At 58.0% G+C, this 24651-nt stretch carries 15 protein-coding genes and 4 pseudogenes; 6 read left to right on the top strand and 13 right to left on the bottom strand.

Annotated elements, in window-relative coordinates; genetic code table 11:
• Together EN852_RS41750 and EN852_RS33190 are read right to left on the bottom strand one after the other, a co-directional pair.
• Positions 1–223 (bottom strand): hypothetical protein (locus EN852_RS41750; RefSeq protein ID WP_210212877.1); only part of this gene is annotated, 223 nt, incomplete at its 3' end.
• Between the two features lie 487 nt (positions 224–710).
• Entirely contained in the window at positions 711–1715 is a 1005-nt protein-coding gene (locus EN852_RS33190) for an ATP-grasp domain-containing protein (protein WP_126097339.1), read from the bottom strand.
• A gap of 974 nt (positions 1716–2689) precedes the next feature.
• Between EN852_RS33190 and EN852_RS43270 the strand changes: the two genes are divergently transcribed.
• Positions 2690–2812: a hypothetical protein gene (locus EN852_RS43270; protein ID WP_281407815.1), complete on the top strand. Its 123-nt coding sequence runs from the start codon at positions 2690–2692 to the stop codon at positions 2810–2812.
• Positions 2813–3388: 576 nt separating this feature from the next.
• Here the strand turns inward: EN852_RS43270 and EN852_RS33185 are convergent.
• Positions 3389–4231 (bottom strand): hypothetical protein, encoded by an 843-nt coding sequence (locus EN852_RS33185; protein ID WP_127880091.1) that lies wholly within the window; start codon positions 4229–4231, stop codon positions 3389–3391.
• 921 nt (positions 4232–5152) lie between these two features.
• Between EN852_RS33185 and EN852_RS33180 the strand changes: the two genes are divergently transcribed.
• The gene (locus tag EN852_RS33180; protein ID WP_126097338.1) at positions 5153–6382 is read left to right on the top strand and encodes an acetyl-CoA carboxylase biotin carboxylase subunit family protein; all 1230 of its coding nucleotides are present in this window, start codon (positions 5153–5155) and stop codon (positions 6380–6382) included.
• Between the two features lie 192 nt (positions 6383–6574).
• A pseudogene (locus EN852_RS33175) lies at positions 6575–7018 on the top strand (helix-turn-helix domain-containing protein); the annotation flags it as partial.
• 313 nt (positions 7019–7331) lie between these two features.
• Here EN852_RS33175 and EN852_RS33170 read toward each other — a convergent pair.
• From EN852_RS33170 to EN852_RS42660, 5 genes and pseudogenes are all read right to left on the bottom strand, one after another.
• Positions 7332–8354 carry an IS110 family transposase gene (locus tag EN852_RS33170; RefSeq protein ID WP_126097337.1) on the bottom strand — a complete coding sequence of 341 codons (1023 nt, stop codon included), beginning with the start codon at positions 8352–8354 and terminating at the stop codon, positions 7332–7334.
• 101 nt (positions 8355–8455) lie between these two features.
• Positions 8456–9085 (bottom strand): annotated as a pseudogene (locus EN852_RS33165) (transposase); the annotation flags it as partial.
• Between the two features lie 292 nt (positions 9086–9377).
• Positions 9378–11018 (bottom strand): acetolactate synthase large subunit, encoded by a 1641-nt coding sequence (locus tag EN852_RS33160; RefSeq protein WP_126097336.1) that lies wholly within the window; start codon positions 11016–11018, stop codon positions 9378–9380.
• Positions 11019–11208: 190 nt separating this feature from the next.
• Positions 11209–11526 carry an ATP-binding protein gene (locus EN852_RS43265; RefSeq protein ID WP_281015805.1) on the bottom strand — a complete coding sequence of 106 codons (318 nt, stop codon included), beginning with the start codon at positions 11524–11526 and terminating at the stop codon, positions 11209–11211.
• A pseudogene (locus tag EN852_RS42660) lies at positions 11522–11872 on the bottom strand (IS21 family transposase); the annotation flags it as partial. The pseudogene EN852_RS42660 and the gene EN852_RS43265, both read right to left, overlap by 5 nt.
• Before the next feature lie 812 nt (positions 11873–12684).
• On the opposite strand from EN852_RS42660, the gene EN852_RS33150 reads away from it, so the two are divergent.
• Positions 12685–13962, top strand: coding sequence for a 4-aminobutyrate--2-oxoglutarate transaminase (locus tag EN852_RS33150; RefSeq protein ID WP_126097335.1), 1278 nt, complete (start codon positions 12685–12687; stop codon positions 13960–13962).
• A gap of 1921 nt (positions 13963–15883) precedes the next feature.
• On the opposite strand, the gene EN852_RS33140 is transcribed toward EN852_RS33150, so the two are convergent.
• From EN852_RS33140 to EN852_RS33130, 3 genes are all read right to left on the bottom strand, one after another.
• Positions 15884–16723 (bottom strand): hypothetical protein, encoded by an 840-nt coding sequence (locus EN852_RS33140; protein WP_126097334.1) that lies wholly within the window; start codon positions 16721–16723, stop codon positions 15884–15886.
• Positions 16716–17972: a diaminobutyrate--2-oxoglutarate transaminase gene (gene ectB, locus EN852_RS33135; RefSeq protein WP_126097333.1), complete on the bottom strand. Its 1257-nt coding sequence runs from the start codon at positions 17970–17972 to the stop codon at positions 16716–16718. Before ectB ends, EN852_RS33140 begins: the two co-directional genes overlap by 8 nt.
• 1054 nt (positions 17973–19026) lie before the next feature.
• Positions 19027–19743 carry an SPASM domain-containing protein gene (locus EN852_RS33130; protein WP_224571099.1) on the bottom strand — a complete coding sequence of 239 codons (717 nt, stop codon included), beginning with the start codon at positions 19741–19743 and terminating at the stop codon, positions 19027–19029.
• A 718-nt stretch (positions 19744–20461) separates the two neighbouring features.
• Between EN852_RS33130 and EN852_RS33125 the strand changes: the two are divergent.
• Positions 20462–20697, top strand: a pseudogene (locus EN852_RS33125) (transposase); the annotation flags it as partial.
• A 16-nt stretch (positions 20698–20713) separates the two neighbouring features.
• On the opposite strand, the gene EN852_RS33120 reads toward EN852_RS33125, so the two are convergent.
• Positions 20714–21460, bottom strand: a complete 747-nt coding sequence (locus EN852_RS33120; RefSeq protein ID WP_126097332.1) for a LuxR family transcriptional regulator — start codon at positions 21458–21460, stop codon at positions 20714–20716.
• Between the two features lie 637 nt (positions 21461–22097).
• Between EN852_RS33120 and EN852_RS33115 the strand changes: the two genes are divergently transcribed.
• Entirely contained in the window at positions 22098–23900 is a 1803-nt protein-coding gene (locus EN852_RS33115) for an ABC transporter ATP-binding protein (RefSeq protein ID WP_126097331.1), read from the top strand.
• A 576-nt stretch (positions 23901–24476) separates the two neighbouring features.
• Here the strand turns inward: EN852_RS33115 and EN852_RS33110 are convergent.
• Complete coding sequence (locus tag EN852_RS33110) at positions 24477–24599, bottom strand: exopolysaccharide production repressor protein (RefSeq protein ID WP_127230881.1); 123 nt, start codon at positions 24597–24599, stop codon at positions 24477–24479.
• Positions 24600–24651 lie beyond the last annotated feature (52 nt).

The following is a 24651-nucleotide window of genomic DNA, read 5'->3' as shown; positions in this document are numbered from 1 at the left end:
GGATGGGCTTCAGCGAGACGGTGCTGGTGACGGAAAAAGGCCCGGAACGCCTGACCACCATGGAGCGCAAGCTCTTCTCGCGTATATAAGCACTCCATTCAAGATGGCAAAGCACATGCGACCAGTCGTAGGCATCGTCAGCTACTTTTCGATGAAAGCCGGCGGATTTCCCATGAACCGCGCCGCGTGCGGGGCGCTCCAACTTTTGAGAAGCAGGAGCCAATCAAACAACAAATCGATTTCAACCGAGGTCCGGCCAGCGCGGTTCGGGTGGTTTGGATCACGAGGGGACCTCCCCAGTCACGCTGAGAGCGACCATGTCGTCAATCGCGGCCAAAATCGGCTACATGGTGCAGACGCTCAAGGACTGGGTGAGGAGGGGCGGATGTGGACAGCGATGTGCTTACCCCACGCGCGGGTGCGGAGAAGCTCGCGGAGGGCGGATAACCGCCAGTTTCGGCAAGCCAATGAGATCTTGCCTAAGGCTTCCGCTTACGGGCTCGAACGCCATTCAAACGCTGATTGCCTTTGTCGACCATCAAGCCGGCGGAGATTGCCAAAAGCGACAAGCCGCGCCTGCCCGCTGGATCACGCCAACCGCCAGCGCCGGCGCCTGAATTTGGGTGTCGGATATGCGGCGATCTGAGCCGGCTTTCTCTATGTCGCCTTCGTCACCGACGCTGCACCCGGCGGTCGCGACTCGACGGGCGTCAGCCTTGGGGAATGCCGACTCCGAAGTACCGCGTGTAGGCGATGTCGAGCATGCGATTAACCAAACTAGGAAAGCTGTGTCCGGCGGCCCTCGCGACCAGGGGATAAAAGCTGTTCGCGCCGAGCGCCGGCATGGAGTTGATCTCCAACACAAAAGGCCGGCCGGACCGGTCGATCCGGAGGTCAACGCGGGCATAGTCCCGGCATTGGCAGGCACGGAAGGTCGCAACCGAAATATCCCGCAGCGCCGTCGCAAGCTTACTATCGATTCGCGCCGGGCAAATGGTCTGCGGCGCCGCGACAGCCATGTGCTGCTTGTCTTCCCAAGTCACAAGACGCGTTTCACGGTCGCCGAAGTCCAGCTCAATCAGAGGCAGCACCTCGGGTTCTCCATTTCCCAGCAGTGCGACGTATATTTCTCGCCCCTCAATGTATTCTTCCACGAGGACATCCTGTTCATATTGCGTGACAATACCTTCCACGGCGCGTCTCAACTCAGCAGGTTCATGCACGAGCTGCAATCCGCAGCTGAGGGATTCGTGGCGCGGCTTCACTACCACTGGGAATCGAATACCTTCGGTGCTCTCAGTGCCGGTACGCATCACGCGGAAGTTCGGTGTCGGCACACCGCGATCCCGGATGAGTCTTTTGGTGATAGCTTTGTCGAGCGCCACCCCATGCCCGAGCGGGCTCGATCCAGTGTATGGGACGCCGGCCATCTCGAGCATAGCCGGAACGTGCGTGAGACGGCACTCGCCTTGTATTCCGGCGGCCATGTTGAAGACCATTCCGGAGGGGCGGGCTTGCGGATCAGGTGGCATGAACCGCTCGAGCGTGGCGAGTAGTCCTTTATCGCCTTCGCACAGCAGTGTCTCGTGGCCGCGCCCTTGCAGCGCCGCCACCATCCGTTCCACCATCTCGCGGCCGTATTCCTCCTGACAAGGGTGACCGAACCGGTTGATCACGCCCGTATGATCATGATTCCACACGACGGCTACTCGCATGACCTACTCCTTCGATGTCTTTATGTTGCATTTAACCGTTCAGATTAGCTGATCGAGGTGAACAGCTATGTCCGGCACTTGGTGCCTTCATCGTTTCCATGCAATCGGCGTGCCACCAAAACCTGTGCGAGAAAGAGGGAAAACCGTGTGGTTCGCGTAGCATTGGCGGAATACGTGTACCTCAGCGTGTCGGCTTGCGAACACAGGCGTTTTCATCGGACGTGAGTGAACGCGAGACACATGGAACATTGAATGGCCGCGTTCGTCTATCATGCCACTCGAACGTATGGTCGCGATGAAACTCCCGATTGCGATGTCACCCACGGAGCCGGCATCTGCGGATCGCCTATATGGAATAACAGGCGCCGCGAAGCTGTTTCACTTCGCCGCGGCGTCGCTGCACGCTAAGTTCGCCGGGGCAGACCACTAATGGATACACGGAGTGTTAGCCTAGTGCACTGCGCAGATGGTTCCTGCGATCGCATTGCAGGTCGTCGCGCAGAGGGGCGACCGCTTGAGTGGGTTCAACTAGTTCACTCGAAGCTGCCATGTCATGGCCATCGACGAGTTCGTCATGGTTCAGGCTTCGACCGCGCTGTCCTGTGTCTGAGAGGTCTTCCCTTAGGTATTGCTTTCTAGCCGATGCATGAGTGAAGAACTGGCCAGAAAGAGACATGCGGGCGAGATCGGCACGAAGCTGCAGCAGGTTGAGTTCTAATTTTGCAGGGCAAATCGATTGCAGAGGCGAACCCAACGATAGGTGACGGAAGTTACCTACTTTCGTCACTGGTCGGACCTTGGGGGGGGGTGAAGGCGAATCAGGTCAGGCGGCTGAAAGAACTTGACCGAGAACGCCGGCTCCGACCTGACGCCGGACAAGATGATCCTGGCGGAAGCTGCGCGGGGAAACTTCCAGGCGCCGCCCGTCGCCGTGCGTGCGTGTTGGATATTGTTGCTGAACTTGGAGTTCCCCAATGACGGGGGCGCCGGGTGCTTATAAATCCATGGACCGAGGTTCCGATGAAGTGGCTTTGACCGCCGACATCATCGTGCTCGCCCGCCAATATGGCCGCTACACCTATCGCGCGTCGCCGTGATGCTGCTCTGCGTCTGGAGGTGACCTCAAACGGATCTGGCGGCGTGAGGGGCTGAAGGTTCTCAGAAGCACCCAGACGTGGCCGTCTCTCTGTGACTCAATGACGATCTGTCCATCCGGCTTCGGCTGGAGTATCCTAAAATGTCTGGTCCTCCGACTCGTCGAGGATCGAACCAGCAGTGGAAGGTAATGCGCATGCTCAATGTGATCGATGAGTTCACAAGGCACCGTCGTCAGAGAGCGTGTCACCACTTGAAGGCCGTCGACGTGATCGACTTCTCTCCGATCTGTTCATCCTCCGGCATTCCCGGCCCACGTTCGATCCAATGACGCCCAGAGTTCATGACCAGGCGTCGCGTGATGGCGCCGCTGTCGGGGTCAAAACCGCCTACATTATGCCCGGCACTCCTGGGAAATCGCTATTGCGAGAGCTTCAACTCGAAGGTTCGTGACGAACTGCTCGAGGGCGAATTCTTCTAGGAATCCCGGATCTGAATCGAAGAATGTCGCCAACACAACAAGACCCGGACCAGCTACGCCGGCCACCCGTACGCAAAGACCAAGCATGCACCAACGTTCAACATGGATCACCCGATAGGGGCAGGCCAGCTTCGCCTGGCGGTGCGGAGACGTAGCAGGACGCGTAAATATAGCCGGTCGTGCGCTCTAGGCGGTCTTCCATGCCGAGTTTGCTCATAGCCTTCAAGATTGCGCGCCGTTCCACTAGTGTGGAGAAGCGGCGCTGGCGCTGTCTGAACTGGTCTAGGTGCTTAGTTTCTAACCCGAAGCCCCGAAGGGCCGCGGCGATGTCGTCATAACTGAAGGGATGCATTACGAAGGCGACGACCCACGGGCGTGACGTCGCCGAGGCGTCATACACGCGCGCAAAGGTTCGCTCGGTGGCGTAGCCCACACAGCCTGTGCTGATGAGGATGTCCGCATCCTCGAGGGCGCATCGTTCCTTGACGCTCAAATCACGTGTTTCCAAGTCTGCCGTTACTCCAACCTCCAGCAGGCCCAGGGTCTGCGCATACCTGACAGCCCGGAATGATGGATCCACGCCGACGAACTGGATATCGTCGCGGAGACCGCGATCCCGAAAGAAAGCGCGATGCTCTAACTCCTGTCGTCCCGAGAGCGATCCTCCGGATTTCAGATAGGCAGCATACAAATCGTCGAGATCGAGATCGGTGCGCAGTAAAGCAGCGTTGATGCCATAGGAGCAACCGACGTCGATTATTTTCAAACTAGTCTTGTTTCGAACACGTCGATACTCGGCGAATATCCTTTCAAAGACCGGTTTGGCCCGATCTGAAATCACATAATCTAAGGCCAGATGCGCGCGAAAATAGGCGTGCGGCCACCTGCGATTATACGCTGCCGTGAAATCATGCTTGTTTCCCTGAATGTTGCCGCGCATTGCACCTGCTGGCGCCATTGTCCACCTCACTGATCTCTGGCCTTGCCGTCGCAGCAAATGATTCGGACGGTTCTGCCTGAAGCGGAGAGGAGCAGCGAGCGAATCCTGGTGACTGTGGATTTACCGATCCCTCCGTTCCCACAGGATACGTTCTGAGACTGACCTGACATGCTGATTTCCTTCTACTCGTCGATGTTCGCAGGTGTCCACGATATGAAGATCGGCGGCAGCCCTGCCGCCTCGCGACAAACGAGCTTCAAAAGTCGTGCCAACCGGGCAGAAGGGCACAGAAAAGACCGTTCTGGCTGCCGATCAAAGCGTCAAATGAGAGTGCAGCAGAAAGCCCAGCACAAAAACACAGTGTCTCGTATTCGACAAAGCCGACAATAGCTGATCGCGCAGCTGATCGCGCCGCGGAACCCAGATGGTTTACGACCGCCGCGATCTTAGCGAGGCGCATCGATCTCGCCCAGAGTCTGGCCCAGGCAAATACCCAAAGCTACTGGTCCAAGAAGATTGTGCGACCGCATCCTTATACCGACCACCGCGCAACGGTCAGAAGCATGTGAAGCACATCATCGCCAAGCGCTCTGTCAGCTATGCGCTCTATCGCGATCCATCGCACAGAAACGTGGTGTAGGGGTTGCCCCCGAAGAGGGGAGCTCCGAAAGACGCGACGGAATTGAGGGTCCCAGTTTCAGGCCGAGCTCAGGCTCACGGGCCTTGCCCTGCTGTGCCGCAACATCACCGAGAAACCCACAATTCAGTCGTGTAACGGTTCCTTGAAATGAATTTACAGAACCTTTGCGCCTGCAAATAGCTGACCGTGCTACTTACCACATGTCCGGGGTCGCACGGCTACAAAAGCTGATGCCTGTTAAGCTCGGACCACAGCACAGCACGCAATGGAGGTCAACGCCGATGGCAAAAAGAGCGCTTATTCTGATTGAAGGCCATTCAAGGGACACGGGCCTGCGATACACGAAAGCGGCCCAGCGTCTTGGCCTTCATCCAATTACCCTGTCGACCGATCCAGCTCAGTACGATTATCTTGCGGAGGAAAAGCTTGAGGCCACCCGAGTCGATACCGAAAATCTTGATGCGCTGATCCGCGAATGTTCCCGGTTAAGTGAGACGTATGACATTGCTGGCATTACGGGCTTTGCGGGCAATGACGAGTCGGTCTCTGCGACAGTTGGCAAGCTCTGCCAGCACTTCGATCTACCGGGGCCGAACCCCGTATCGATTGAACGATGCTGCGACAAATACACTCAACGTCAGCTCCTCGCGGAGGCCGACGTTCCAATACCTGCTTATCACTTGGCAGCGAATGCGACGGAGGTTGAAAGCTTTGCAGTGGAGATCGGGCTGCCGGTGGTTATTAAGCCAGCCGTGGGCAGCGGCAGCATCGGTGTCCGATTGTGCCGCAATGTGGAAGAGCTGGCCGAACATACGACCTATCTGTTGGGCGGGGATCCCACGCGGTCTTCCCCGATACTGGTCGAAGAATTCGCACAAGGCCCCTATTATTGCGCTCATATGATGGGAAACGAGGTCATTGGAATTGTCGCCTCTGACTTTGGCCCGCCACCGCATTTCGTCTTCCATCAGTGCATCTGCCCAGCCCCGCTGAGTGATGACCAGCACAAGCGTATCGCCGATCTTTCGTTGAGCTGTTTGCGGGCTCTCGACCTTGGCTGGGGGCCAACGAATATTGAATTCCGGTGGACAAAGCGTGGCCCAGTCGTCATCGAAGTAAATCCGCGTCTTTCCGGCGGTCCTCTCTCGGTTCAGCTGGCTTACGGCATCGATCTCACCAGCGAGCACATCAAACTTGTCATCGGCGACGAATGGAATTTGCACAGAAGCCATTCGAATGTTGCGGCGTGGCGGGCCCTACTTCCTGATCGCGATGGCATCCTCGATTGGATCGACGGAGACAGTCGCGCGGCTGCTATACCCGGTGTCGCCGAGGTTAAGTTGTACGTCAAACCCAAGACGCTGATCGTAAGGAAGGGAGATTACCGAGACTCTATCGGATATGTAATGGCCGTTTCACCCTGCCGTGCTGGGACCGAGGCGATACTTCAGAGTGCCGTCGACTTGATCCATTGGTCTATTACGCCTTCTCCGACCCCTGATGGAGATTAGAATCTGCGTCCCTTCCCCCCTGGAGCGGCGCAGCTAGCGCCAGCTGACAGACGTTCTCGCCGAATAGTTGGACAATTCACAGCAGGTGAGCGACGGGGTCTATAATGGGGTCGCCGCCTCGATAAGATTAGCCGCATGTCGCTAGCCATTCGGAACTGTATTCGTCTCATTGATCCGAGCAGTCGGGAGGTGATGCGATGGCAGGTAGGGTGGCGGACGAAGGTGGCGCTGAGCGATGAGGAGCGCTTTCTCGAAGCCCAGGTTCGACGGTACAAGGCGGCGCCCTCGCTCTCGGACCAGCGCCGGATGATCCTGTTCTGCGCCGAGGGTCTTCAGAGCAAGGACGTCGCCGAGCGGCTCGGGGTGCATGAAGACACGGTGGGCAAATGGCGCAGGCGTTTCGTGCAGGACTGGATCGAAGGGCCCACTGATGAGTATCGCCCTGGACGCCCGCGCCACTCTGTCGGACACACAGGTGGCCGAGGTGATCGAGCGCGCGCTGAACACCACGCTGAAGGACGCCACCCACGTCGATCCGTTCTATGGCTGCGGCGACATCCTGTCGCATACCACATCCGCCGGATCTGGACCGCCTTCGGCCTGCAGCCGCACCGGAGCGAGGCGTTCAAACTCTCTGTATCGCAGCAAAACCCGCCGAGGCTCTAACGGCAGCCGGATGAAACTTCAGTGGCATGTATGGACGGCCTCCGCGTGGCAAGGGCTTTCTGACATTGATGACAGGTTGGTCGGGTGCAGGCATGTATTCGGCCTTTGAGTGCGGCCTGTTCATGCCGCTGGCCTTGATGAAGTCCGCGGATCGGATCCCAGACAGGTCAACGCGCTTTTTGAGCGGCACCCACTGAGCGGGTTTTTCCGATCCCGGTTCGACCGTCGGTCATCACACCATCAGCACCTCACCAACCTCTGCGCATCCTCTGCGACTACGTCACTACGCCGGTGAATCCGCGAAGCGCTTGCCCGTAGTCATCAACGCCCAGACGATCCGGGCCATCTTGTTTGCCAAGGCCACCGCAACGACGTTGTACGGCTTTTTCGCCAGAAGCTCGGCAGCCCAGCGAGTGGGTGCCGCTTTGCCCTTACGACAGAAGCGAAGCACGGCATGGGCTCCCACAACAAGAAGGCGACGGATGTAGGGATCGCCTTGCTTGCTGATCCGCCCGAGCCGATCCTTTCCTCCGGATGAGTTCTGTCGCGGCACCAGGCCAAGCCAAGCCGCGAGTTGCCGGCCGGATTTGAACAGGGAAGCATCTGTCACGGTCGCAACGATTGCGCTGGCGGTGATCGGACCGATGCCGGGGATCGTTTCGAAGCGACGGCTCAACTCGTGCGAACGATGCCAGATGTGAATCTGTCGGTCCAGCTCACCGACCTTCTCGTGCACCTCACGCAATTGCTGTACCAAAAGAAAGAGGGCCGATCGGGCAAGCGGGGGAATGAGGTCGTGCCCCTCGTCCTCAACCAACGCGACGAGCATGCTCAGCCCTGTAGCACCCTGACGAGTGATGATGCCCAACTCCGCCAAGTGGCCGCGCAAGGCGTTCACCAGCATTGTCCGCTGCCGGATCAAAAGCTCGCGGACGCGATGCAGCATCAACACGCTCTGCTGCTCCTCGCTCTTTGTCGGAACAAAGCGCATCGTCGGTCGCGTGACCGCCTCGCAGATTGCCTCGGCATCCGAAGCATCATTCTTCTGCCGCTCCACGTATGGCTTGACGTATGACGCAGGCATCAGGCGAACCTCATGCCCCAGAGCCGTGAGGACACGAGCCCAGTGATGGCTCGTTGCGCAGGCTTCGATGCCGATCAAGCACGCCGGCAAGGACGTAAAGAATGCGACTACATCGTCGCGACGCAACTTCCGGCGGACAACCACTGCGCCCTGCGCGTCAACGCCGTGCACCTGAAACACGTGCTTGGCGACATCCAGACCGATTGTGCTAACCTTCTCCATGGACGGCTCTCCCTCATGTGACTTTCGACAGCCACACTTTGGCACATTGCGATGCCGGGAGCGGAGGCCGTCCACCTCATCAGGTCAGTCCGACAGGTCAGTCCGACACCAGGGACGGTCGTCAACCGCGCAAACCGTGTCACCCTTGAATTGCTCGCGAAGTTTCTGCCGGGCGGCGAGCAACACCTCCATGATGTCACGTAGCTCCGGGATGTCGCCGGAAAGGTCCTGGATGCGATCCCCAAATTTGGCAGCGCCGACAATGCCAACCTGAGACCGAAGTTACGCAACAGGCCTCGAATGTCATTCTCAATTGCGATGGCCTTTTCCTGCAGCAACTTGCGGGCTGTCAACAGGCGCCCGACGTTCCTGCTCATCAGCGTCTTGACGTGCATCGGCCGGAACACAATTAACCCGCATCATCTGCGCGATGCCGCGCGCATCGTTGCGGTCGCTCTTGTTGACCTGCGCCTTGAGAAAGGCCTTCGCATGACGGGTTACGATGCAGATTGCAGGTAGTCCGGCTCCCGCCAGACCACTGAACAACCATTTGATAAGGGACCAGCTTCAAGCCCGATCCGGGCCAGATTCCAGGCGGGGTTCTTCAACGCCTCAACAAGATCGTTCGGATGGCTCGCAAGCTTCATCTCTCGGCAAATGCGGCCTCCTTCATCCACGATGCAGACGGCCGTCTCTTTCACCGAGACGTCCAGTCCGGGATAATGCCTCATGCTGCGCTTCCTTTCCTGATGCTTGTGGCTGTTCACGCAGACCACGTTTTATCATCAGCGCGAAGCAGCACCTCAAACACCCGTTCAAGACGTGGGACAAAGCCGAATACCCCATCTAAACACCTAGTTGAGTGTCCTGAACCTGCCAAACCAGTCGTGAACCAGATCGAGACGTCTCCCTGATCCCGTCATGTGGCCGCCCAAGCGCCACGGCGAAGAGAAACAAGTGACCCGTGGACGTCCGAAAAAGTGCAGGAGCACCTTGGGGACAACGACCCAATCAAAAAGGATCTCAGATGTCTTTCTGACTGGATAATTCGTCGACTAGGACCCGCATGTTTTCCGAATAATCCACCGGCGTGCTGATAAGATGGATACCGCCCGCCGCAAATGCCGCTTCGAGCGTCGGCGCGAGATCGTTGGGGCCTTCGATTCGTCTGCCTTCGATGCCGTAGGCCTTGGCATAAGCGACAAAATCGGGATTGCCGAAGGTCATGCCGAAATCGCTGTAGCTATTTACAGCCTGTTTCCAGCGGATCATCCCATAAGCGTCGTCCTGTAGGATGAGCACGACCAGCCGATGTCCGAGGCGGATCGCCGTCTCCAGTTCCTGCGAGTTCATCATGAAGCCGCCGTCGCCGCATATAGCGAGAACGCGACGTTCCGGACAGAGCATCGCGGCAACGATTGCTGAAGGCAGCCCTGCGCCCATGGTGGCGAGCGCATTATCGAGGAGAAGCGTGTTGGCTACCCGGGTGCGGTAGTTGCGAGCGAACCAAATCTTGTACATTCCGTTGTCGAGGCAGACGATTCCGTCCTCAGGCATAACCTGACGCACGTCGTGCACGATTCGCTGCGGCGTTAGGGGGTACCGGCTTTCCTTCGCCCGGTCGGCGATCCTGGTCAGGATCCCCTCACGCAGCCCGAGTAGCGCACCGGCGTTGGGCAGCCTTCCCTCGAGGCGGTCGGCAAGCAATCTCAGGCTCGGTCCAATATCGCCCACCACCTCTGCACATGCGAAGAATACCTCGTCTACCGTCGCCGGTAGATAACCCACATGGAGGACGGCCGGCCCTTTCAGCCTCATCAGAAAAGGAGGTTTTTCGACGGTGTCATGGCCGATCGAGATGACGAGATCGGCGCGATCGATTGCCCGATGCACGTAATCCCGCTCCGATAAAGCGGCCGTGCCCACGTACAGTCGGGACCCGCCCGATACCGCGCCTTTACCCATTTGCGTGTTGAAGAACGGAATTTGCAGGCGCCTCACGAAGTCCGACAGCTCCGCAGTCAGGCGCGGTCTGTTTGCGGCTGCACCCAACATCACCAGCGGCCGCTCGGCCTTCAGGATGAGCTCTGCCGCACTATCCAACGCCTCCTTGGCCGCAACGGGCGGGTTGATCAAATGGGGCGGCACCATCGGTGGGACCACGGCCAGTTTCTCGGCTGCGATATCTTCCGGGAGTTCGAGATGGACCGGCCCTGGCCGCTCCTGTTGCGCTACCCGAAAGGCTTCACTCACGATGGTCGGAATTGTCGCTGGGTCGACAATCTGGCGCGCCATCTTGGTCAGCGGCGTCATGGTCGAGACCATGTCCACGATTTGGAATCGCGCCTGGGTCCGGCTGCGTATGCACTTCTGCCCGGTGATCATGATCATGGGCATCGCGCCGAGCAGGGCGTAGGCTGCGCCCGTCGTGAGATTCAGCGCGCCGGGACCGAGCGTAGCCAGACAGACACCGGGCTTTCCGGTAAGCCGCCCATGCGTAGCCGCCATGAACGATGCCGCCTGCTCGTGGCGCGTCACCACTAGTTTGATCGAGGAATGCCGTAGTGCTTCAACAACGTCGAGATTCTCTTCTCCGGGAACGCCGAAGATCTGCCGAACGTTCTCGTTTTCAAGTGCAGATACAAGCAATTCGGCGCCGTTCATTGGTGTCGTCCTCGGCTAACGTTTTAACCAGCCACTCTGAGCTGACCTTCCAAGCGGTTTGCGAATAGCGACTTGTGCCCACTCTGAACTGCTGCGCCGGTGGGGTGAACCGGGTCGAAGCAACACGGGGGCGGCACAACCAAACTTAACGCGCTCTTCAGTTTGGCCCCCTCTTCTGGTACATGAACATTCAGTACCCTTCGCCCAGCATTGAAGGAGGGACGTGCGATGAGCATGGGCGCCTCCTCATGTTTTGCACGGTCACCCTCTCATTGGTTTGCAGTTTTAATTGGTGTTGAGCGTCGTTCCGGCCTTCTGCAATAGGCCGGAACGACGCTTTGACGAAGCGGGTAGCTGTAACCGCGAAGGGAATCACTATGGAATAATCGAGCAAGCGATCAAGGATCGCGGTTGCCACCACAGGACCGCTAAACGCACCGCCCCATTCGACAACGCAGCGATTGGAGGTGATGAGGATTGACCCCCACTCATTCAAGTCAGGCGCCATGCACACGCTGATCGGCAATCCGCGCATCCACCGGTCCAGATGCGCCTCGAAGGCCGTCCAGCTCTCGAACTGGCGGCCGGCTATCGCATTGTGCTTGACGGAGCCGACCCGCATTCGCCCCTCCCTTTCGTACGCCCGGAGAGGCGCACAACCCGCAGCGTAGGGGCCAAATAGTGTGCAGCCGCATGTTGAACCCCACCTCCAGCGTCGCCGCATCTTGATGTTCGACCAGCGCCTTCGTACAGTCGGACCCGCCGAAGCGAGGGAAGGCTACTTGCATCCTCTCGAACCACTCCGTCTGGCGCTTCCGAAGCGAGGGACGGATATGCAGCCGACGCGAGCAACCCGGCGTTGTCATGGCGGAAGAAAGGCTCCCGCAGCAAATCGTCCAGCCGACGCTTCTTGCCGCAGGTTCAGAAGTCCGCCGCCGCTGCAAGAGAAATACCCGGCCGCCCGCCGGCTTGCCGGCTCGGGAGACCCGGTTTTCACGGCGGAGACCGCATATCGGTCGAGCGGTCATCATGGGGTGATTGTCTCCTCGGTCCGTGCCTCAGCGCGTTTCCGAATAGCTCCGCATATCTCGTGCCAAAGAGAAAATGATTTAAGAAAATGCGATCGCGCTGATGACGCTGAGTGGCTCATGTCCGACACAGTCGATAACCCGACAATATCAGAGCGTAGACGCTTGCTCCTGCGCGAGCTCGGAGTATATGCAGTGGAGCTGATGCGCCTCCTTATGTTCCATAAGCCGCTCTCGAACAGGATACCACTTGCTCGCTTCAGGAGAGGAGTGGAAGAGTGCTGCAGCAGGAGCACCGTGTTTGAGAAAGATCGGCCACTCATTTAGCGACCCCCCATTCCCCGCCACTGCATCAAAGTGCGCAGTCTTGAGCGTGAGGACGATTGAATCCGAAGTTGACAAGGTCGATGGCTCGCCGTTCACGAGCATCTTTCGCAGCAAGGGTGAGCGTGTCAGTCCTTTCGTTGCTAAGGTGGCCAATAGCTGACTAGCACCCAAGAGGAGACTCAGTTCGTCAGAATCTTGGGGGCCTCTTGATCCAGATCAGGACCGTCTCGCCGTCGAAAGCGTTATGATCCTCGGAATGATCGCATATCGGGGGCGTCTTTGTTTGCGCAATCACTTTTGAGGTTTTTTTTATGAATACTGATATTGCGGCTCGCAGGTCCGATGCGATCGCCCGCGGGGTCGGCGTGACTACACAGGTTTATGCCGACAAGGCGCTCAATGCCGAAATCTGGAACGTGGAGGGACGGCGTTATATCGATTTCGCCGCAGGCATAGCAGTAGTCAACACCGGCCATCGTCATCCAAAGGTCGTTGCAGCGGTGAAAGACCAACTCGACCGCTTCACGCATACTTGCCATCAGGTCGTGCCTTATGAGAACTACGTCCGGCTCGCTGAACGGTTGAATGACGCCGTGCCTGGCAACTTCAAAAAGAAAACGCTCTTCGTCACAACCGGCGCTGAAGCCGTCGAGAACGCCGTCAAGATCGCCCGCGCCTCTACAAACCGCAGCGCGATCATCGCCTTCACCGGCGCCTTCCACGGCCGCACCTTCATGGGTATGACGTTGACCGGGAAGGTCCAGCCCTACAAGGCCGGTTTCGGGCCGATGGTGCCCGACGTCTTCCACGTCCCATTCCCCATAGAGTTCCATGGCACCACGATCAACGAATCGCTCTCCGTGCTCGACAAGCTTTTCAAGGCTGATGTTGATCCCGACCGCGTCGCTGCGTTTATCGTAGAGCCAGTGCAGGGCGAAGGCGGCTTTTATGAAGTGCCGTGTGCATTCATGGATCAGCTGCGCGCAATCGCTGACAAACACGGCATCCTGTTGATCGCAGACGAAGTACAGACCGGGTTTGCCCGAACCGGTAAGCTCTTCGCCATGGAGCACTTCGGTGTCTTTCCGGACATCACCACCATGGCCAAGGGTCTCGGCGGCGGATTTCCTATAGCAGCTGTCACCGGTCGGGCCGAGATTATGGATGCACCGGGACCGGGCGGCCTAGGTGGCACTTATGGTGGCAGCCCGATCGGCATCGCCGCGGGAAATGCTGTCCTCGACGTGATCGAAGAAGAGGGTTTGTGCCACCGCGCCGAACAACTCGGCGTACGCCTGAAACGGCGGCTGCAATCGCTGAAGGATGTCGTTCCGCAGATCGCCGACATCCGTGGTATGGGTCTCATGAATGCGATCGAGTTCACGGTCCCCGGCTCAAGAAAACCTAGTGTAGAATTCACGAATAGTGTCCGCGAGAAGGCGCTCGAGAGGGGCCTCATCCTCCTGATCTGCGGCGTTTATGGAAACGTCATCCGCTTCCTCCCCCCGATCACTATCGAGGACTCAGTATTTGCCGAAGCACTCGACATCCTCGAAGAAACATTGCGCGCATGTGCTCAGGAGGTCTGACCGCGCGAAAGTTCTGATACGAGTTCTTCCAGGCTTAGGCAGCCCTCAATGCTGCCGACAAGGCGATGATAGCGGGCGAGTGGTACGCAGTGCGTTAACGGAAGAACATTTGAACGTCACCAACCACCGACCGGGGATCTAGCGCCGGGGGACAAGAAGCGACGTGGGAACTGCTCGCGCCATCGAAGCCGCCCGTCCGGCGCAAAAGGTTTGGACCAAGAAAATAGGATGGCGCAAGTCGCAAATAGCCATTTGATTCCGTTCGAACTGGCCAACCTGCGTCGGCATCTTGCCGACTTAACCCGCAGTCTACAACTTCGCCGCAGGTGACGTTGCCCCTGACTGCGAGCCCGTCCAGCGAATTCGTTTCCGGCGCGATACGTTGCTGAGTTTTTTGAGCGGGCGGCGCCTGCTGTGGTGGCAATGAACCTTGCGCTGGATCACAATGGATCGTCAGGAAGCTACAGGCGCTGTGGCACAAATGTGCGCCTGATCCCGGCACAGTTTGCGAAGCCCGCGTTCAGTCGAACAAAAGCGACATCATCGAGGCCGAGGCCATCGCCGAAGCCGCACGCGGCCGACAATGCGGTCTGCCCCGAGGAGCAAACTGATCTCAACGCTTCGTATCGCGTGCGCGACCAGATGGTCCTCACGCGAACGCGTCTTATCAACCAGATGCGAGCATTCTGCTTGGAGTACGGCATAGCACTGGGACAGGGAGCGGGTCTGTTCAAGCTGGACCTATCGCAGGTGCTCGACGACGTGTCGAATTATCTCTCGCCGGCAATGCGCAGACGGACCTTTCCGCGGACCTGCGGCGGTTGGAGCAGCGTATCAGCGAGGTGACAGAGGGAGACCCTGCGATCGCAGATCGAGAGGATGTTGCCCGCCGGCTCATGACGATTCCGGGAATTGGCACTCGGAGCCACGGCCGGCGGCCGGCGGCAGCGGGCGCCAGTTCCAGAAGGCTCGCTAATTGCCCGCATGGCTGGCCTTAACCCGCGGGAACACTCGACCGGGGCAAGCCGAAGCTCCTCGGTATGATCAAGCAACGGGAACCGCTATGTTCGCAAACTTCTCGTTCATGGCGCGCGATCGTGCTTCCGTCATCTGGATCGAACACCGGGATCGGCTGAATGCTGGCTTGATGGTCTTCAGAGCCGGATGCACCCGAACAAGGCCGTTGTTGCCTTTGCCGCCAAGACGGTGCGTATCGTCAGAACGCAGGGACCCTGCTTTCACCTAACGCTTGCGGTTGATTGCAAGGCTCGGGAATAGTCATGGACCCAGCCGGAGCCGTGGATCAGCATGCCATAAGCCCTGTGAAAAAAACGGGCTCGTGCCCGAACCATTTCTGGGAACGGCGTGCGCGGCTGCAACAGCAGTCCACTCGCGAGAGGATACATTTATGCGACTGGAATCGTCGTCGACGATGTCACGAACCCTTGCATCAGCGGGGCAGACCATACATCCTTTCCCATAAGATCCTTCAATGAGGCATGGTCGAACATGGCGAAGCCGCTTCAGCCGCGCATCCTGCGGAGCTCGAGCATCCATCCACCGAAGCGGGCCTTTCAGTTGTAAATCGAGGCGTCGCTGACCACGTGCTTGGCGGCGCACAGATCGGCAACCGACACCCGGCCTTATGTTCCTTCAAAACTCTGATGATGTGCTCTTCAGACAAGCGGCTGCGCTCCTTGCCCTGATCCTCCCGGATGGCCAGAGCGAATTTCAACCCGGATTAGATCAGAGGGGCAAGGTCACAGGCCCAAGACCCTCAAAGGCCCCACGACCTGCGAGTTCATCTGCAAGGAATGAGTTTCCCGGCCGGATGTCCGAAGGGCCTTTGACTAGGGGCATCCTATGAAGCAGTTGATGACTTCACTGTCGGCAAAAACAGTGGGCCGCTGTCGGCAGCCCCTCAGGTCCACCAGAGAACAAGATCAGGCCGCGCAAATCCGAAAAAGCAATTCAGCAGCACGCGACGCTTTCCGTTGCCCGGTTGACCGGTAACCCCGTGAACGAAGCCGCCATCGATCAGGGCGATATCGCCGGCCTTGAGCTGGATCTCGCGGCAAGGAACGGCTTCAAGATAGGCTGCCGAATAGGGATATCCTGTTGTCTCCACATCCTGCGACTTTCGGTCGGCGACGTTCGGCTTATGGCTCCAGAGGCGAAGATTGCCACCTTCCTCGGGCATACTGGGATAAAAGTTGAGCGCTGCGACGGTATTGTGCGCCACCGCAGAAAGCTCGTAATCGTTACCAGCCCATAGGACTTGAGCGACATCGTCGTGGGGGGCCAAAGAAAACATGCCTGTGCCAGTCCAACTGAGGGCGCGACAGACATTGGCCTTGCCGCGTTCCGAACGGGCGAGCCGCAATTCGATACCCTGGCTGTGAAGCTCGCGCTTCAACGCGCCGAATACGGCTCGGACTGGGTCAACCAAATTCCCAAAAAGGGCGTTGACGTAAGGTCGCGCAGCTTCCGCATCTGCAAAATAAGTGGCTGCATCCTTCCTGTAGTGTGATGCGCCGACATATTGTCCGGGCACCCCATCGTTACGCTCCTTGAGACCGGCACTACCAACAAAGTTCGTGGTGATCTTCTCGGCTACTTCGGTGCTGAAAGCTTGCTTGATGTGCAGAGCGGTGAGCTCACCTTTCAGGACCGAGATGATCTCCGCAGTGTTGATCGAGCCAATCCGTTCTCTGATCGAAACCGGGGAGATGGCTGGCACTTGAGATATCTGACTAGGCATTGTCCTGCTCCTGTAGTGCGTGGTCAAGGATGGTGATGCCACGATCGAGTTCGGCATCGGTGATGGTTATCGGCGGGAGGACTTTGATAACGTCGCGATTTGGCCCCGAGGATTCGATAAGAAGGCCATTTTCGAATGCGACATCGTGCACGCGGCCGACAAGTGCCGGTGAACGGCATTTCAAGCCGGCCATCAGACCGCGGCCGCGCTTCTGTTCGATGTATCTTGGAAATTTCGCAACCAAGCGATCGAGGTGCGTTTGCAGCCTGAGGGCTGTCCGCTCGACACCTGCAGTAAATTTCCTATCCGACCACATCTTGCACATGGCTCCTGCCGTCACGAAGGCGAAATTGTTGCCTCTGAAGGTCCCGCTATGCTCTCCGGGCTTCCATATGTCCAAGTCGGGTCGAATCAGAACGATGGACAACGGACTACCTGAACCGCTTAGCGACTTAGAAAGACACACAATATCCGGTTCGATTTTCGCGGACTCGAATGAGAAGAAATCGCCAGTTCGGCCCGCACCCGCCTGAATGTCGTCGACGATAAAAACAATGCCGTGCGTGCGGCAAATTCGCTGAATTTCCGTGAGCCAAGCCGTGGATGCGGCGTTCATGCCGCCTTCTGCCTGGATGATCTCCAGAATGATTGCGGCAGGCTTTTCTATGCCGCTCCCCGGGTCACTCAAAATGCAGTCGATGTAGCTGACGGAATCGAATGCTTGGCTCGGATAACCGTCATAGGGAACACGGATCACATCGTGGCGAGCAACGCCTCCCTGTTCCCTGGTTGAGGCCGAACCCGACACCGCCAGAGAGCCGAGCGACATCCCGTGAAACGCATTCGTAAAGGCCATGACGCTCGAGCGGCCGGTGCATTTTCGCGCCAGCGCGAGCGCCGCTTCGTTGGCGTTCGTGCCGGTCGGCCCAGGAAACTGAATCTTGTACGAAAGGCCTCTGGGTTTCAGGATCCAATCGACGAACCCTTCAATGAAGTCACGCTTTGCCGCCGTATGCATATCAAGCGACAGAAGAATGTTCTCACCGACGAGATATTCAATCGCTGGCGCCATAATATCCGGATTGTTGTGCCCGTAATTGAGTGCGCCGGAACCCACCAGGAAATCGATAAAGGGCTTACCCGTCTCGTCCCAGATCGTCGCCCCAAGGGCCTTCGTAAAGACGGTGGGGAACGCCCGGCAATAACGACGAACGTTAGATTCATGAGCCGTGAAAGCGTCGCCGTTCATATTAAGTCCTCTGCACATAGTCGTTCAAAGAAGAGAGCTGTTTAATGGCTAGTGGTTTGCGGCAGATGTTCGCCGTTTAACATTGAAGCAGAATACCGAAGCTTTCGTTGGTCTGGTGATGCCGGGATCCTCATCGAATATTGTTGGGTTGCGTTGCCCTCCATTCGGATGCCTTCAGAGAATGTGCTCCAACAAGATGGCTTCTATAGCTTCCGCGAAAGCACCGATACTATGGCATCAGGTAGTTGACGTACCCACCCATCGCTACCCATAGCGCCTCCGGACAATGAATGAGTCCAAGGACGATTAGCAGGGTCGCGTCGCCAGAGGTTGTGTAGCTCGGCGGTAGCGAAGCCGCTCGCGAGCGCGCCCCCTCAATAGCGCCGTAGCGAGCGAGCGGCTTCGCGGCGGTCATCAATATTCGCCGTTCAACCTCGGGCTGCGGACACCAACCTGATTCAAGAAACTATTTGATGACCGATGACACAGCGAAAGCCACGCTCTCTTTGAGAAGAATGCGGATTCCGATCTCTTGCGCGATGACTGGCCCGAGCCGCCGGATCAAGAGGGCGGGGCCGCCGTGGACCCCCTTGACGGAAAGCCCGTTCGTAGGCCAGGCGGAAGCAACCGGGAGACGCGCTGGCGAAGGGCCGCATCGGTTTCGAGAACGTCCACTACCGCGACGGCAACCATCCCCGGCCGCAGCTGGGCTGCTGCCTTCAGGCGAGTCGAAAAGGAGATCGTCCGGGAGGGTGAAGGCGTTGACGAGGTGAGCCGTGAGTAAGCAATCAAGCTCTGATCGGGATCGACTAACACTGTTTCCATCCGACCGATGGTTGACCTGTGATCGGCGTTACCTCAAGCTAGGCAGGCCGACAAGCTCGGTTGGAAGGCGAAGACCTTTCGATGAGCTCGTCTCCGAAATGCTCGAGACCCACTGCCGCGCCTACAGGAACATACTGGCGTAACGTGAAAACACGATGGCGTCGCGGGCAGGTGCATCTGTCGTGGGGCCATCCGCACTGCCAGGCACGCCCTCTCGGCCGGCATGCACTCAGGTCCGGTCGTTTGGGTCGGCGAATTCACACATCCTGCAAAGCAGAAAACCATCTGCTCCATTCATGCGGTCGACGATTTCGCGAAAAACTGGCTTTTCAAACAGAGCGGAGTAACCCTCATATAGAAGGTTGCCCAATACGTGACGCCGTTCAAAATCCATAGAGCACAGGGTAACGTCGCCGTTTGGAAGAAGAACATTCCGATACTGTCGTGCGTCCACGCAGGTTAGGGCTCCGACCACTGGCTGACGTGGTGCAACGATCTTAGGGTCGACGCTTCCACCCCTACTGCTCACCGGCCGCGCTTTTATCAGGGCTTCGGTAGGAATAATGTCGGCTATATCTGGGTGGGGCTCGCCCAAGGCCACGAATCGGATCAAGGGGATGTCCGCGTCGACGAGTTGACGAACCAGATCGCGATACTTGTCTCCGACCAGGCGGCTGTTCATGTAGGTGCCGTCATCGAAAACATGGACCACGAATACGCCCAAGCGCAAGGCTTGCAATCGTTGCAGGTCCTGCCCGTTCATTCCCACCAGCGTCGTAAAAATCCTGATGCCATGGCCTTTGGCGAAGGCGTGCTCCACCATTTCGGTACAGTCCGGATTGAGCCAAGGTTCGGAGTATCCCGCAAAACCAATGTCGACGGAAGTCGGTACGCGGGCCAGACACCGCTTGAAATCTTCAAGATCCAGATGACTCGCATGAGACACTTTTCTTTGCCGGACCGCGAACTTGTCCTGGGGACAATATGAACATCCTACGACGCATCCCGTGGTCGTCGTTATCTCCAAAACCCTGCCGGCTGTGTTTGCTGAGCGAAGTTCCGGTAAAATCACTGGTGATTACTCCCATCTACTTCCTGCGAAGCGCCACGATGGTGTGCGTGTGCCTTTGGCTTTCTGATACCGCCTGCTGATCTACCGAGGCAACGCAGACATCTACCCTTTTTGGCAGCCTAAGCCGCCCGGTTCACCGACTTGCCGGGCCGACCTTCACAAACTTCCAGCGCGTCGGACCAGAGACAGCATTGCATCTTTCGAGGCATCACTCGCTCCGGAGATGTAGCCTCAACCGTTGGTCGCTGGCCCGTCGCCGAGATGCGCGCGCAGCACCCTCGAACCCGCCGGAGAGAAGCTTTCTGGATGCCGTCGATCATCCTTCATCGAGCGAGTTCCGTGTTCTCATGCGGGTCAGCCCTCACACTATATTGCCGCACATCGACCAGCAAAGGCCGAGCTAGTGCGCCTGGCGCGCAGTTACTGCGAGATAGGCTTCGAAAAGCCCGACAGAGCTAAGACGCTCCGCTGTATTGAACCCGACATGTTTTCTGACAGCTGTCAGATTTTGGACACACATCACTCATCGTCAGTCGCTTAATACGGATGGTAGTTTCTTCCAGGAATCGGTGACATTGAACACCACCCTGTCATGACCGCCCAATCTCAGCGAAGCGAACTCAGCATCGCCACCAGGACCAAGCCTGAAGATAAATCCGCCATAGCAGCGTCAACGACATTTTGCTTTCGAAGCCGGATGGATTGCACGAGGTGATTCGCGCCGTGATGCAGGAGGTGCTCGAGGCCGAGATGGACGAGGCGCTGGGTGCTTCGAAGAGCGAGCGCACGCCGGAGCGTCTCGGCTATCACGCGCGCTACTACGGGCGGAGAACTAGCTGCGCACCTACGGCGGTTCGATAATCCCAAGGTTCAAAGCTTTTACAACAGCTACCGTTCTGCTGGTCGCATCCAACTTCCGCATTACATTTTTTAAATGGAAATCTATCGTATTTCGTGATCTGCCTAAAATAGTTCCTATTTCCCAAGATGATTTTCCTTGTGACACCAAATCAATGCACTCTATTTCTCTCGGAGACAGGTTATGAGCTCGTTCCGACGCAGTCGTAGTGTCGAACTTCGTAACCATCCGATGAAACCGCAGCGCGGCCATTTGCAGGTAGGTGATCGCTCTATTCTGCAATTCGCAGTCCGAGGATTGAGCAAAACTCACAAACCTAAAGCTGCCACCAGGGCCATGTAATGGGACGGTAACGCCTGACCTCAAGCCGAATGTTGCTGCTTCGTCCAAGACGCGGCGTCCATCTTCAGTTATGTTTTCATCAGTATACACCTCGCTCCATCGAAAGGGTCCCGCCTCCTTTCGACCTTTCTTGATGAGGGGGTCTATTTTGGCATAGCCCATTCTCGAGTAGCGCTCCTGCCATTCAGCGGGATAATTCCACATCACCACAGAACCCTCTCGGTTCGGCTTGAAAGCCCTCTCTGATGCGAGCGGCCCATAGGCAATCCACGGGCAATCGAAATTCAGCGCAAACGCAGACAACAGTTCGAACAACTGTTCGGATTGAGCGACATCATCAGTCATCTTGAGGAATAGGTCTAACTCCACCGCAATCCGCCGGAGTTCCATGATGTCTCCTTCATTGCGTTCTCATTGGTGCACAGTTTGCTCCAACCCAGCCTCGCAACATCCGAAGTCAACGGGACTCGAGCCGGAGTTCCTTCCGCCACCTGGAGTACCCTCAAGAGTCGTGCCAGCTTGCGAGCGAAGCTTCTCCTTCAGGTCGTCAATCGACGGGGGAGGTACCCAGGAGGCGAACCGACAGCACTGTGTCGGGGAGCGCACAATCCGACAGTCGAGCATTCGATTGACGGAATATGGGCAGGAAAGTATTCGCGGCGCGCTTTTGAAATCAGCACCTAAGTGCCGGGCCTGAGAAAGCTGCATTGCAACTGTACTTATTTGATCGAGGCAAGAACAAGCTCAAAATTCAATCGATACATCGACCTTCTTTTCCAATCTCCCGAGTTGAGCAGCCGTAGCAATCGTATTCGACTGGATGGCGGCTGACTTTCTCCAGGCTCGGTAACCTGCTGAATTTGTCCTTCGGATGTTCCCGCTCAGTTGGCACGACTTTTGAACTCACCGTCGTGAGGCGGCAAGAGCTGCCCGCCAAAATTGATGCTGTTATGGGGGAGGTCGAAATTCCAGTTTTGTCTTTTATCGTCTTTGGGACCGAGCGTGTTGATGCGCCCGCTTGGAAACTATGAGACGTTTCCCCGTCCATGGGCGCGGCGCCACTTGTCGCGACGTTTTCGCCTTCACTGTTCGCCTCTGGAACAGGCAGCCGGCCCGGCTCGCGATCATCATGACCGCGATGCTCGCCTCCACGCTGGCTGACGTGTTGATGCCGCTCTATTCTGGCCGACTCATCGACGCTGTTTCTCGTGCTGCTAATGCGGCAGCACCAGCTTCGGATTCAGCTGTTGCAGCATTCTCTGTACCGATTGCATTGGCACTCGGTTCCATTGCCATGCGCCACGTCGCCTTAATTGGCCTGAACGACCTGGTGTTGAAAATGATTTCCGATGTCGCGACCGAAGCGTTCCATCATGTGCAGCGTTTTTCGACAGACTGGCATGCAAACAGCTTCGCCGGCTCGACAGTGCGCAAGATAACGCGCGGCATGTGGGCGCTCGACCTCCTCAACAGCACGATACTCGTCACGCTGCTCCCGTCGTTTGTCATCTTGATCGGCTCGACGGTGCTGCTCGGCTGGCACTGGCCGGTCATGGGCGTGATCTTTGCTTGCGGCTCTCTCGTCTACCTTGCGTTTTCGATTTCGCTGTCGCTCGGCTATGTCGCGCCAGCGGCGAGCCTTGCCAACCGATGGGACACAAGGCTCAGCGGCGCGCTTGCGGACGCGGTCAGTTGCAACGCTGTGGTCAAGGGCTTCGGCGCAGAGGTTCGCGAAGACGAGCGGCTTGCAAATATCATGACGAAATGGCGGCACCGCGCGCGCCGGAGCTGGGTGCGCGGAACGATCATCGGCTCAACCCAAGGCGTAACTTTGGTTGCGCTCAGGGTGGCGGTGGTCGGATATGCCCTGCTTCTGTGGTCGCATGGACAGGCAACGCCGGGCGAGATAGCATATGTTCTCACGTCCTTCATCGTCCTGCAGGGCTATCTGCGTGATGCCGGCATGCATGTCCGCAACGTGCAGCACTCGGTTAATGATATGGAAGAACTGGTGGCCATCCACAATCAGAAGGTGGATGTTGCCGATCGTCCAGAGGCCAAGCCGATCCGGATCACGAACGGCCGTATCGATTTCGAGAACGTCCACTTCCGCTACGCCAACCATCCCCTGCCGCTCTATAGCGAATGTTCGCTGTCGATTGAAGCTGGCGAAAGGGTTGGGTTGGTTGGACCCTCCGGTTCCGGCAAGACAACATTCGTGAAGCTGATCCAGAGACTCTACGACCTGAGCGGCGGCCGGATCCTGATAGACGGTCAGGACGTCTCCGAGGTGACCCAAGAGTCCCTTCGTTCGCAGATCGCGATCGTGCAGCAGGAGCCGATCCTGTTTCACAGGTCGCTTGCCGAGAACATCGCCTATGGCCGGCCTGGCGCGAGCCAGGCCGAGATCGAGCAAGCGGCACGGCTGGCAAGTGCCCACGAATTCATCGCGCCCCTGCCGAAGGGCTATGGGACATTGGTCGGCGAAAGGGGTTTGAAGCTCTCCGGCGGCGAGCGCCAGCGCGTGGCGATCGCGCGCGCCTTCCTCGCGAACGCGCCGATCCTGATTCTGGACGAGGCCACATCGAGCCTCGATTCGGAATCCGAGGTGCTCATTCAACAAGCGGTGGATCGGTTGATGGTGGGTCGAACCACACTCGTCATCGCACACCGGCTGTCGACCGTCCGCTCGCTCGATCGGCTGCTCGTCTTCGACCGTGGCCGCATCATGGAGGACGGCGATCATGCCGCCCTGATCAATCTCGATGGTGGCATTTACCGCCGCCTCTTCGAACGGCAGGCGTTGGAACTCGCGAAGGGCCTGGCCTGATCGCTAAACCGGCTTGCGCGATGCGCCGAGCCGTTGCCGGAGAGGGGTGTGGCAGTGACGAGCGGCGGGCGTTAGGCCGGCAAAACAAGCACGGCCGGAACTGTCCGCCAAACGGGCGAGCGGGAATGCACCACGTCTAAGCTTCGGCGAATGCGCGCAGTTACACGCGGGCACCGAATTGTCGCGCCTAACGGCGCACGCACCAAAAGGGCGGGAATGTCGACGGCCCGGGAAGAGTGCGGCCCTCGCCGTTACCCACATTTCGCCAAAGGAAGCGAAGTCAGCACAGGCCGGCTGGGAGCCCTGTCGCTGGCCCAACCTACCGCACGCCGGCCACGTCAACGCTTCAAAGTCCCTTCGGTTCGCACAGTCGTCCCCTTGGAGACCCGGAAGCGCAGGAGCTCCGACCGCAGTCTTCGCTCAACTCTCGCCATCTGCTCCGGGATTGGATTCCGTTCCCTTGCTAGCACTGTGGCAGCTGAGCACGAACTCGCCGGCCTCGTGTCTTTCGATTACGGCCAACGGGCTTAGGAAGAGATTGGATTCGCCGGCCCTCTGCGGAGCGAATGAACAGTTCTACAGATCATCGACGTCCGCGAAAAAGAGCACGCAGCCGAAGTAGTCGGCCTGAAGCAGCAGCGAACAGGCCAGCGTCGTGACGACTGCCACACGGAGCGAATCCAAAGCGAAGTAAACCATCGACGCATTGCTGCACAGGACCAGCCCCACGAGCCGACAAAAAGATGAAGTG

Origin of the sequence: Mesorhizobium sp. M2E.F.Ca.ET.209.01.1.1 (genome assembly GCF_004010375.2) — a bacterium.
Lineage (GTDB): Bacteria > Pseudomonadota > Alphaproteobacteria > Rhizobiales > Rhizobiaceae > Mesorhizobium.
The sequence above is the reverse complement of the archived record's forward strand: the minus strand, read 5'-3'. Positions and strand labels throughout refer to the sequence as shown.

Bases quoted from the DNA above. Each gene is read 5' to 3' on its own strand.
- EN852_RS33190 (WP_126097339.1), bottom strand. From the start codon at position 1,715: ATGCGAGTAGCCGTCGTGTGGAATCATGATCATACGGGCGTGATCAAC.
- EN852_RS43270 (WP_281407815.1), top strand. From the start codon at position 2,690: ATGACGGGGGCGCCGGGTGCTTATAAATCCATGGACCGAGGTTCCGAT.
- EN852_RS33185 (WP_127880091.1), bottom strand. From the start codon at position 4,231: ATGCGCGGCAACATTCAGGGAAACAAGCATGATTTCACGGCAGCGTAT.
- EN852_RS33180 (WP_126097338.1), top strand. From the start codon at position 5,153: ATGGCAAAAAGAGCGCTTATTCTGATTGAAGGCCATTCAAGGGACACG.
- EN852_RS33170 (WP_126097337.1), bottom strand. From the start codon at position 8,354: ATGGAGAAGGTTAGCACAATCGGTCTGGATGTCGCCAAGCACGTGTTT.
- EN852_RS33160 (WP_126097336.1), bottom strand. From the start codon at position 11,018: ATGAACGGCGCCGAATTGCTTGTATCTGCACTTGAAAACGAGAACGTT.
- EN852_RS43265 (WP_281015805.1), bottom strand. From the start codon at position 11,526: ATGGCGCCTGACTTGAATGAGTGGGGGTCAATCCTCATCACCTCCAAT.
- EN852_RS33150 (WP_126097335.1), top strand. From the start codon at position 12,685: ATGAATACTGATATTGCGGCTCGCAGGTCCGATGCGATCGCCCGCGGG.
- EN852_RS33140 (WP_126097334.1), bottom strand. From the start codon at position 16,723: ATGCCTAGTCAGATATCTCAAGTGCCAGCCATCTCCCCGGTTTCGATC.
- ectB (WP_126097333.1), bottom strand. From the start codon at position 17,972: ATGAACGGCGACGCTTTCACGGCTCATGAATCTAACGTTCGTCGTTAT.
- EN852_RS33120 (WP_126097332.1), bottom strand. From the start codon at position 21,460: ATGGAACTCCGGCGGATTGCGGTGGAGTTAGACCTATTCCTCAAGATG.
- EN852_RS33115 (WP_126097331.1), top strand. From the start codon at position 22,098: ATGAGACGTTTCCCCGTCCATGGGCGCGGCGCCACTTGTCGCGACGTT.
- EN852_RS33110 (WP_127230881.1), bottom strand. From the start codon at position 24,599: ATGGTTTACTTCGCTTTGGATTCGCTCCGTGTGGCAGTCGTCACGACG.